Origin of the sequence: Phyllobacterium sp. CCNWLW109 (assembly GCF_037203905.1) — a bacterium.
Taxonomy (GTDB): Bacteria; Pseudomonadota; Alphaproteobacteria; order Rhizobiales; family Rhizobiaceae; genus Phyllobacterium; species Phyllobacterium ifriqiyense.
Genome location: NZ_JBBCBK010000008.1, coordinates 24,710 through 35,036 on the forward strand (window position 1 = coordinate 24,710; position 10,327 = coordinate 35,036).

General features: G+C 51.8%; 9 protein-coding genes. 6 read left to right on the forward strand and 3 right to left on the reverse strand.

The features are described from left to right. Positions 1-346: 346 nt before the first annotated feature. The 6 genes from V9K92_RS22625 (at position 347) to V9K92_RS22650 (ending at position 6,909) form a co-directional block, all read left to right on the forward strand. Complete coding sequence (locus V9K92_RS22625; RefSeq protein ID WP_337355042.1) at positions 347-1,738, forward strand: cache domain-containing protein; 1,392 nt, start codon at positions 347-349, stop codon at positions 1,736-1,738. Then, positions 1,735-2,391, forward strand: coding sequence for a response regulator transcription factor (locus tag V9K92_RS22630; protein WP_307277614.1), 657 nt, complete (start codon positions 1,735-1,737; stop codon positions 2,389-2,391). Before V9K92_RS22625 ends, V9K92_RS22630 begins: the two co-directional genes overlap by 4 nt. A gap of 114 nt (positions 2,392-2,505) precedes the next feature. Continuing rightward, positions 2,506-3,054 (forward strand): TRAP transporter small permease subunit, encoded by a 549-nt coding sequence (locus V9K92_RS22635; protein WP_307277609.1) that lies wholly within the window; start codon positions 2,506-2,508, stop codon positions 3,052-3,054. A gap of 13 nt (positions 3,055-3,067) precedes the next feature. After that, complete coding sequence (locus V9K92_RS22640) at positions 3,068-4,657, forward strand: TRAP transporter large permease (RefSeq protein WP_307277607.1); 1,590 nt, start codon at positions 3,068-3,070, stop codon at positions 4,655-4,657. 52 nt (positions 4,658-4,709) lie between these two features. After that, a complete protein-coding gene (locus V9K92_RS22645; protein ID WP_337355043.1) occupies positions 4,710-5,825 on the forward strand; it encodes a TRAP transporter substrate-binding protein in 1,116 nt (371 codons plus the stop codon). 154 nt (positions 5,826-5,979) lie between these two features. Continuing rightward, positions 5,980-6,909: a bile acid:sodium symporter family protein gene (locus V9K92_RS22650; RefSeq protein WP_307277601.1), complete on the forward strand. Its 930-nt coding sequence runs from the start codon at positions 5,980-5,982 to the stop codon at positions 6,907-6,909. Positions 6,910-6,945: 36 nt separating this feature from the next. Here the strand turns inward: V9K92_RS22650 and V9K92_RS22655 are convergent, their stop codons facing one another. The 3 genes from V9K92_RS22655 to V9K92_RS22665 all read right to left on the reverse strand — a co-directional run. Further along, the gene (locus tag V9K92_RS22655; protein WP_337355044.1) at positions 6,946-9,015 is read right to left on the reverse strand and encodes a TRAP transporter permease; all 2,070 of its coding nucleotides are present in this window, start codon (positions 9,013-9,015) and stop codon (positions 6,946-6,948) included. 79 nt (positions 9,016-9,094) lie between these two features. Next, positions 9,095-10,084 (reverse strand): TAXI family TRAP transporter solute-binding subunit, encoded by a 990-nt coding sequence (locus tag V9K92_RS22660; RefSeq protein ID WP_337355045.1) that lies wholly within the window; start codon positions 10,082-10,084, stop codon positions 9,095-9,097. Positions 10,085-10,094: 10 nt separating this feature from the next. Then, positions 10,095-10,327, reverse strand: a 233-nt coding sequence (locus V9K92_RS22665) for a hypothetical protein (RefSeq protein WP_337355046.1), incomplete at its 5' end; no start/stop codon positions are given.

A 10,327-nucleotide genomic window follows, 5' to 3' on the forward strand; every position in this document is an offset into this window, starting at 1 on the left:
ACTCTTCTAAAAACAACAAAAGTGAAAATAATTCACATTTGTAATAGCAAATAACCAGAAGCCCATCCGCATGTCAACCACGTTACATAGACAGTGGAATGTGCTTCCGCACAATGCGCAGTTCCCGGGGGGGCGGTCTAATGAAGCAAGCCGACGTGCTCGCTGCGAGACCGGCAAGTAGACACGGGCTTTAGGCGCCCGAAACCAGCTCAATGACCGCGATGATCAGCGGACGTAGCAACTTCTATTGATTGTCAAAGACTTACCAATTGCGAAAATATGTTACAGTTGTTGTGAGTTACGAAGACATCACTGTCTTTCATTTTCCGGCAAGGAGATACTTACCTTGAACTTAAGGCATCAGATCGTCGCACTGGCAATTGTTCCGCTGGTTCTGGCCATATTATCAGTAACGACACTGCTAACCTTGCAATCAACGAACCTAGTGCAAAGCAGTATCGATACATTTGAGCGCAATATGCTTGATGCAAAAAAAACCGAACTACTCAATCTTACCAATCTCGCTCTTTCAGCAATTCAGAACATTTATCAGTCGGCTGGCCCGGATGACGAGAATGCCAAGGAGCAGGTCCGGGCTATCCTCACGGGTTTGGACTACGGCAAGGACGGTTATTTCTTTGTCTATGATTATGACGGGAACAACGTTGTTCATCCGCGCCAAGCATTCCGTCCCGGCCATAATTGGCTCAGGTTGCTAGACCCCGATGGTGATCAGGTGATTGCCAATCTGATCGAGAAAGCAAAGCAGGGGGGTGGATTGCACCAGTATAAATGGGAGAAACCTTCTGCCGGAATCATGGCCGACAAGCTTTCATTCGCCGTTGGCCTTGATAAATGGAAGTGGATGGTTGGCACAGGGGTTTATTTGGATGATGTCTTTACCCAAACTGCCGCGGCCAAAGCTGATCTTCGCAGCAGTATCGGCAATACGTTTTGGACCGTTGCCCTTATCGCCTTGCCAGCAGTGCTTATTGTTTTTGCCACTTGCATGCTCTTGAACCTTCGAGAACGGCGGCTGGCTGACAGCAAGCTCAAGCAGTTGACCCAACGTGTCATCAACGCCCAGGAAGAAGAGCGCTCCAGACTTGCCCGGGAGCTACATGATGGTATTTCGCAAAATCTTGTCGGCGTACGGTATGCGATTGATCTGGCAAGCAGGAAGGTTAACAGTCAAAGCCTTGATGCGGCAACAGCAATCAACCGCGGAGCCGAAGCACTTAATGGCGCTATCAAAGAAGTTCGAAGGCTTTCGCATGATTTGCGCCCTCGTGTTCTTGACGATCTTGGCCTGGCACCTGCCCTCCAGGCACTGGTGCACAATTTCACTGAACGGACTGGCATCGAGGCGAATTTTTCGTCGATCGATTATAAAAACATGCTTAAAGCGGAGGCGAGCACGGCACTTTATCGTGTGGCACAGGAGGCTTTGAACAATGTCGAGCGTCACGCTGCCGCAACGCGCGTTGACATCATTGTTTCCACGAACGCTGGCCGTATACAAATGGTCGTTTCCGATAATGGAAACGGCTTCAGTCAGCCCCCCGGCAAAGACAAGTCTCCGCGTCTTGGCGGACTCGGTTTGCGCAACATGCAAGAGCGAATGGCCCACTTTGGCGGTTTGCTCCTGGTGAAATCAGATGTCGAGGGAACCACTCTTACTGCTATGCTGCCAAAATCCGCCATGCTGAAATCCAAGCCTGCGGCAAATGCTGCATGAACAAGACCCACCCAATCAAAGTACTATTGGTTGACAACCATCCCCTTGTCTTGGACGGTCTGCGCGCATTGCTGGAGACCTATCCGCATATCGCTGTTGTGGGTGTTGCGCGGCTTGCACGAGAAGGTTTGGAAATCGCGCAATCGACCCTACCGGCCGTGGTCTTGATGGATATCAACATGCCACAAATAAACGGTATCGAAGCTATTGAATTGTTCAAAGAACAATTGCCGGATACCCGCATTCTGATGCTCTCCATGCATGACAGCCGCGAATATATCTCCACTTCGGTCATGCACGGAGCTTCTGGCTATATTTTGAAAGACGTTTCCACTGACGAAATAGTCTCGGCCATCGAAGCTGTGGCGACTGGAAAAACCTATTTTTCATCTGGCGTTGCGGATGTACTGCTTGAGCGCAGAACTGCCGAAAACGCGCTGCCTTTAACAACACGGGAACATGACGTACTGCTGTTGATAGCAGCAGGCAACAGCAATCGCGATATCGCACTTGCTCTGGGGATTTCAGCAACAACGGTTGAAACGCATCGCAAGAACATCAAGAAAAAATTGAATATTACCTCCACGGCAGGTCTGACCCGTTACGCCATTGAGAATGGACTCGTCAGCCAGTCGGGTCCGGATACCCATTAGTGGGTAGACAAGTCCATTTGTTTATTTAGATGGCTTGTCCCAACTGACATCGCGACATACGAGTTCGCCAGGCCGGAACACGCTAGGGAAGCGCTCGGTCACGGGAGGATGCCAATGTCAGTATTATTGTCCGTGTCGCGTGCCATTGATGCGATCAACACCTTTGTCGGCAAGGCGGTATCATGGCTTGTTCTCGCCGCAGTTCTCATCAGTGCGATCAACGCAACAACCCGTAAACTCTTCAATGTCAGCTCAAATGCGTGGCTAGAGGCGCAGTGGTATTTATTTTCCGCGGTCTTTTTACTTGCTGCCGGCTACACTCTGCTTAACAATGAACATGTGAAGGTCGATCTGATCTACGGTCAGATAAAACGAAGATCGCAACTCTGGATTGAGGTTTTTGGAACGCTTTTCTTTCTCTTTCCCTTCTGCCTCATCACGATTTACCTCTCCTGGCCTGTGGTTCTTTCAAAACTAGCCAGCGGCGAAGTCTCAAACAATACTGGCGGCCTGCTTTTGTGGCCGGTATGGGCGTTGATACCCGCGGGCTTCGGCCTTCTTGCTCTTCAGGGGCTTTCCGAGCTGATAAAACGCATCGCGATCCTCAGGGGTCACATTCCTGACGCCGTGGCAATTGCCGACGCTGACGCTGCTATACTCTAATCCGGGAACAATCATGTTTGCCATCATCGCGGAAAATCTCGCGCCAATCATGTTCCTGTCACTGATTGTCGTATTGTTGCTGGGCTATCCGGTGGCTTTTGCGCTCGCCTTTGTCGGCTTTCTCTTTGGCTTTGTCGGAATTGAGATGGGTCTTCTACCCATCAATCTTTTCGGCGCTATTCCCGACCGTATATTTGGTCAGATGTCCAACGAGACTTTGCTGGCAATTCCCTTCTTTACCTTCATGGGACTGGTACTGGAGCGAAGCGGTATGGCCGAAGAATTGCTGGACACTATCGGCCAACTCTTTGGCCCGGTCCGTGGCGGCCTTGCATTTGCAGTCATTTTCGTTGGAGCAATTCTCGCAGCAACCACAGGCGTGGTAGCAGCTTCTGTTATTTCCATGGGGCTTATATCGCTGCCAATCATGCTCCGTTATGGATATGATCGCCGCGTAGCGGCAGGCACTATTGCAGCGTCGGGAACATTGGCTCAAATCATTCCCCCAAGCCTTGTGTTGATCATTCTTGCCGACCAGCTTGGCCGCTCCGTAGGGGACATGTATAAGGGTGCATTGGTCCCCGGATTGATGCTTGTCGCCGCCTATTCGGCCTACATCATTGTCATGTCATTCATTCATCCGACACGAGTGCCCGCATTGCCTGCCGAGGCACGAACCTTGCGCGGGTGGAAGCTACTTCAAAAGGTAATAACGTCTCTGGTGCCTCCGCTGGTGCTGATTTTTCTGGTCCTGGGGACCATATTTATCGGTCTGGCAACCCCGACCGAAGGCGGAGCCATGGGAGCAGTGGGTTCTTTGGCACTCGCTGGCCTCAATCGAAGGTTAGACATGCCGATGATAACGTCTGCGCTCTATGCAACAGCCAAGCTTTCTTCTTTCGTTATTTTCATTTTGCTTGGCGCGCGTGTGTTTTCGCTTACTTTCTATGGTGTGAACGGCCATATCTGGGTTGAACACCTGATGACGTCCGTGCCCGGCGGCGTCATTGGCTTTCTAATCATCGCTAACCTTTTAGTTTTCTTCCTGGCGTTCTTTCTTGACTACTTCGAATTGGCGTTCATCATCATCCCGCTATTGGCACCGGTCGCTGATGCGTTGGGCATCGACCTCATATGGTTCGGCGTCATGCTGGCGATCAACATGCAGACCTCGTTCATGCATCCGCCGTTCGGTTTCTCGCTGTTTTATCTGCGATCGGTGGCACCGTCGCGCGCCTATAAGGACAGGGTTACGGGAGCCACAATTCAGCCCGTCACGTCAGGACAGATTTACTGGGGAGCACTGCCCTTCCTCGGTATTCAGTTGACGATGGTCGGACTCGTCATGGTGTTTCCACAGCTTGTGACCCACTACAAGTCCAATGCGCTAGCGGTTGATCCGGCGAGTATCCAATTGAATGTTCCTATGCCCGGTGCCGGTTCTACAAATCCATTTGGAACGCCGCCTCAACCATTTGGCGCACCTGCCCCGTCTTTCGGTGGCCAAGCGCCCTCGCCACAAGCCCCATCGCCCCCTGCCTTTGGTTCGCCCACGCCAAGTTTTGGTCAACCCGTCAAACCACCAGCCAACGCTCCCCAGTAATTAATTGGCAGCGCGTTTGTGAAAAACATCTGCAAAATCCAGGAGGAACATCATGACACATAAAATAGATCGCAGAAGCTTTTTGACTAAAACAGCAATTGGCGGCGCTGCCACGGCGGCCGCGGCCACTCTTGCCGCTCCAGCAATCGCACAGGAATTGCCCACGTTGCGTTGGCGCCTGACCTCAGGATTTCCAAATAATCTCGATACTATTTATGGCGGCGCTGTTGTTATGGCAGAGGCGCTGTCCAAGATCACGGAAGGTAGATTCCAAATTCAAGTTTTCCAAGCCGGCGAACTGGTCCCTGGCGCACAGGCACTTGATGCCGTCAAGGGAGGCACGGTCGAGATCGCGCATACATGTGGATATTATTTTACAGGCAAGAATCCAGCATTTGCTATCGGTTCGACAATTCCTTTCGGCTTGAACGCAAGACAACAAAACGCGTGGCTCTATCATGGTGGTGGCAATGAACTTTACGATGAATTCCTCGCGGATTACGGCGTTGTCGGGAAACCCGGCGGCGGTACCGGCGCCCAGATGGGAGGCTGGTTCCGCAAGGAGATCAACAGCGTTGCCGATCTTAAGGGCATCAAAATGCGCATTGCAGGCGTGGCCGGGGAAGTGATGTCAAGGCTGGGCGTCGTGCCTCAGCAGCTCCCGGGAGGCGATATCTATCCTGCTCTGGAGCGTGGCACGATCGATGCCGCCGAGTGGGTCGGACCATACGACGACGAGCGCCTGGGCTTTTATCAAATCGCACCCTATTATTATTATCCAGCTTACTGGGAAGGCGGACTGACTATCCATTTTTACATCAACAAGGGCCAATATGAGGCACTGCCTGAACCATATAAAGTGGCGCTAGACACTGCTTGCAAAGCAGCCAACATCAACATGCAGGCGCTGTATGATGTAAAGAACACAACGGCCATTCGCTCGCTAGTGGGCAAGGGCGTCCAACTTCGCCCTCTTCCACGCGATGTGATGGATGCTGCCTACAAGGCGACCTTCGAGTTGTATAAAGAATACAACGCCAGTAATCCTGCATGGGCTAAAATATATCCTGCGTGGAAGAAATTCCGTGATGAATCTTTTGAATGGTTCCGCGTGGCCGAATATAGTTATGATAGCTATGTTTATACGGCTCAGGCATCAGGTAAATAAATAATCAAGGCGACCCGGCACTCGGTGCCGGTCGCCACCCCGCTTGGGTCAGGATCTGCTTTCATCCTTTGAATATTGTAAATTGTGATCTCGATGTATTGAACTTAACGCGTTCCACGTCTAAACGCCTTCGCTCAGATCACGGGAGGCAACCTTGAAGATTCTTGCAAATTTTTCGGCATTCATTGGCAAGACCTTTGCGCTATGGGTCATAATATTTGCTGTTCTCGGCTTTCTGTTTCCCGATACATTTAAACAGCTGACGCCTTATATCGTAACCCTGCTCGGCATCATCATGTTTGGCATGGGTCTTACCCTTTCATTGGACGATTTCAAGGAAGTAGGAAAACGTCCTTTTGAAGTTCTTATCGGCGTGATGTCCCAGTTCATCATAATGCCCTTGCTGGCTGTTTTGTTGACTAGAATTATTCCCATGTCCCCTGAAATTGCAGCCGGCGTCATTTTGGTAGGATGTTGTCCTGGCGGCACGTCAAGCAATGTTATGACCTATTTGAGCAAGGGCGACGTTGCACTGAGCGTTGCCTGCACAAGCGTCACAACATTGACCGCACCCCTTGTCACGCCATTTCTCGTTTGGCTTTTTGCCAGTCAATATCTACCCGTTGACGCCACGGCCATGTTTATCAGCATTCTCAAGGTTATCCTGTTGCCATTGGCGTTGGGCTTCCTGATGCAAAGACTTCTTCCATCGATTGTCAAATCGGCGGTGCCGGTATTGCCTCTCGTTAGCGTGGTGGGCATTGTATTGATCGTTGCAGCGGTGGTTGGTGCAAGCAAGGGCGCCATCCTCCAATCTGGCCTCATGATTTTTGCAGTCGTTGTCCTTCATAATGGACTGGGTTACCTGCTCGGTTTTTTTGCGGCCCAAGCCAGCGGGCTTTCCTTGTCGAAACGCAAGGCAATTGCCATTGAGGTTGGCATGCAGAACAGCGGCCTGGGCGCCGCACTCGCCAGCAGCTATTTTTCTCCGGTTGCCGCAGTTCCCAGTGCCATCTTCAGCGTATGGCACAATATTTCCGGAGCGCTGCTCGCCAATTACTTTGCAGGCAAAGAAGAAGCATGAATTGTAGCCAGTCCTGCATACGCGTGAGCGCGTATGCTAACCAGAAACTGGCATGGGAGGCGATCGTTTGAGATCTCTTATTTGCCTTACGAGCACGGGCGCGATCAGCAAGGCCCCGATAAGGGAGGAGTAGAGCTCCGGTACTACGAGCAGGATTGCCGCAAGGATAAGCAATACTTGCTCCCATAATTTTGTCCGGACCAGCATAAAGCCGGACAGTGCAGCGCCGAGACAGGTTATTCCGAGCATACAGCCAAGGAAGGCCGTGAAAAAAGCGCTCCAGGTAAAATTGGCCGTAACCAACAGCAGCGAGGGTGAGAAGACGAAGACAAAGGGTACCAACACCTTACCCATGCTTAGCCGGAACGCGGTGTTTCCTGTTTTGAACGGATCTGCGCCCGCCATGCCAGCTGCAGCGTAGGCCGCCAGCGCGACTGGCGGTGTAATGTCGGCCAGAACTCCGTAATAGAAGACGAAAAAGTGAGCCACTATCGGCTCAACGCCAAGTATTCCGAGTGCTGGGGCCGCAATGGTCGCCATGATAATATAATTGGCAGTGGTCGGAATTCCGCATCCCATAAGGATGCAAACAATGCCGGTCATGACGAGCGTGAAGAGCAGCGTTAGGGACTGGGGGGCGAACATCATCGTTGGCAACACGGTACCGAACCAGCTTGCCATTTCTGCAGCTGTTGATGTGACGATGAACGATATTTTGAACCCGACGCCGGTTAAGGTTACGACACCAACGACTATACCGACCGTGGCAGCGGCGGCCCCAACTGCCAGTGCATATTTTGCTCCATCGCGAAGGCTTTCCAGAACCTCGCTCACCGACATTCTTTTGCGCGGGTTAAAAAGACCAACGAGAATACACAGCGTTATGCCCCAGAAAGCTGCCAAATAGGGCGTATATCCTACCAGAAGTATTCCTATCAGGACGATGAGTGGAATGACCGTCGGCCAATCCCTCTTGAAGGCTTCTTTTAAGTCGGGCATTTCGTCGGCCCGCATACCGCGGAGACCCGTACGCTTTGCCTCGAAATGTACCTGAACGAGAACCCCGAAAAAGTGCATAAATGCAGGCACAATCGCGGCGAGAATGATCGTTGTATAGGGTAAATCCAAAAATTCGATCATCAGAAAAGCCGCCGCACCCATTATGGGTGGCGTAATTTGCCCACCTGTTGAGGAGGCCGATTCTACGGCGGCTGCGAAGTGCCGCTTGTATCCGAGACGGATCATTGCGGGTATCGTCAACGAACCAACCGTTACGGTATTGGCGACGGAGGAACCGGAGATCATGCCGAAAAGCGCCGAGCCAAAAATCGAAACCTTCGCTGGCCCACCTGCATAGCGGCCGGCAACCCACGCCGCGCAATCCAGAAAAAGTTGCCCGAGACCAATTCGTGTAGCGAATACGCCAAAAAGCACGAAGTGAAAGACATAGGTGGCGACGACACCGAGGGCGATACCGTAAATACCTTGCGTCGTCAGATATAGGTGATCGACAAGCTGGGAAACGGTTGCACCCGGATGTATCAAAATGCCAGGCATTGAGGGCCCATATAGCGCATACGCAATGAACAGAAGCGCGATGATTGGCAGCGGCCATCCGACGGAGCGGCGCGTTGCTTCAAGGAGTACCACAATAAGCAGGGCTCCGAGGACTACGTCTGTCTTGGTTGGGTTGCCTACTCTAAATGCTAGATCATCGAGCGGTATCAAAGGAACATGCGCAACCGCGACTACCGCGCCGATAGCAAGAAGCCAGTCTAGTACAGAAATACCGAGCGGGCGCCACAGTGAAGCGCTAACTGGTTTGTCGTAACCTTTGCGGGAGAAGGGAAAAACCAGAAAAACCAGACCCAGCACAAAGGACAGATGGATGCCCCTGTGCACCATTTCAGAAAGAAGGCCAAAACCAGCCGTATAATAGTGGAAGAGCGACAGTGCCACCAAAAGCCCACCGACGAGCCGCGCCGCGATTGGAGCAAGCGGCCGAAACCGAATCTCAGAATCGAACTGTTCTTCAAGTTCCCGTGCTTTGGCCTCGTCCAGCTCCATTGGAGATAAAGGTGGTCTCTCAGCCGAAGGAATGGGCATCCCGTGCTCCGTCGCATTTTCTGTGGCAGGTCATGGCATACGGCTTAAAGCCGCATGCGCAGCAACTGAAGTGTCCGTTCTATTTCAGAACGCCTGCTTCCTTGTAAAAGCGTTCGGCACCTGGGTGAAGAGGTATTCCAAGTCCGGTCGTTGCATTTTTCAGGGTTATCAGCTTTCCCTTTGCATGGCCTGCATCAAGTGATGCGCGGGTAGCGTCATTCCACATTACCTTGGTAATATTATAGACAAGTTCCTCTGGTTGTTTTGCGCTCGTTACCCATTGGGCAGCAACTGAGATCGTCTCTGTTTCGGCAACGTCCTTATAGGCACCGGCCGGTACCGTATCTTTCGCAAAGAAGCTGTTTTCCGACAACAGCTTGTCAGCCTCGGGGCCGTTGATCGGTACAAGCGAGATACCGCTCGAGGTTGCCAGTTCGGATATAGCTCCCGTGGGATAACCGCCCACGAAGAAATAGGCATCCAATGCACCATCGCGCAAACGATCTCCTGCTGGACCGGGCTTCAGGTGTTCGGCTTTAATGTCCTTCTCGGTAATGCCATATGCAGCAAGCACAATACGTGCGTCCACAATTGTTCCGGATCCTGGCTCGTCCAATGAAACGCGCTTACCCTTCAGATCGGCAACAGACTTTATATCTGCATCCTTTCTGGCCACTAAATGGATTGTTTCAGGATAGAGCGTTGCGATCAATCTCAGATCATCTACTTTGTTCTTGCCTTCATAAAGGCCCGTGCCGCTATGCGCCCAATAGGCAACATCGGACTGGGTAAAGCCTGATTCCAAAGCTCCGCCTTGAATTGCATTGATATTTGCGACGGAGCCATTGGATGAAACGGCAGTGGCAACCAATCCCGGTACGCCCTTGTCGCCAGCGCCGGATATGGCGTTCGCTATCAGACCCCCAATCGGATAATATGTACCGGCTGTCCCGCCAGTGCCTATGCGAAAGAAGGCTGGTGTCTGTGCAACAGCGATCGCAGTGGCAAAACATAGTGAACCGACAATGGCCCCTACCGCCAACGACTGGACGTTCTTGAGAAATTTCATGGGGTTCCCTTTATGGTTGTGAACCACAAGGATCGTAATCCAGAATTAAAATGTCAACTGTTCTCTTATGCAAGTCTTTTGGGGTTACTGGTGATGTGTCGCAACTTGGCAGCTTATAGAGCTGGATTACTGCTGGTTGCTTGCTACTTGGCTTGTTGGGCTGTGCTTTGGGGGATGTTGAGTTATTGGTTGCGGGGACAGGATTTGAACCTGTGACCTTCAGGTTATGAGCCTGACGAGCTA

Excerpts from the sequence above, each read along its gene's own strand:
- V9K92_RS22645 (WP_337355043.1), top strand. The coding sequence starts at position 4,710 with ATGACACATAAAATAGATCGCAGAAGCTTTTTGACTAAAACAGCAATT.
- V9K92_RS22660 (WP_337355045.1), bottom strand. The coding sequence starts at position 10,084 with ATGAAATTTCTCAAGAACGTCCAGTCGTTGGCGGTAGGGGCCATTGTC.
- V9K92_RS22655 (WP_337355044.1), bottom strand. The coding sequence starts at position 9,015 with ATGCCCATTCCTTCGGCTGAGAGACCACCTTTATCTCCAATGGAGCTG.
- V9K92_RS22640 (WP_307277607.1), top strand. The coding sequence starts at position 3,068 with ATGTTTGCCATCATCGCGGAAAATCTCGCGCCAATCATGTTCCTGTCA.
- V9K92_RS22630 (WP_307277614.1), top strand. The coding sequence starts at position 1,735 with ATGAACAAGACCCACCCAATCAAAGTACTATTGGTTGACAACCATCCC.
- V9K92_RS22635 (WP_307277609.1), top strand. The coding sequence starts at position 2,506 with ATGTCAGTATTATTGTCCGTGTCGCGTGCCATTGATGCGATCAACACC.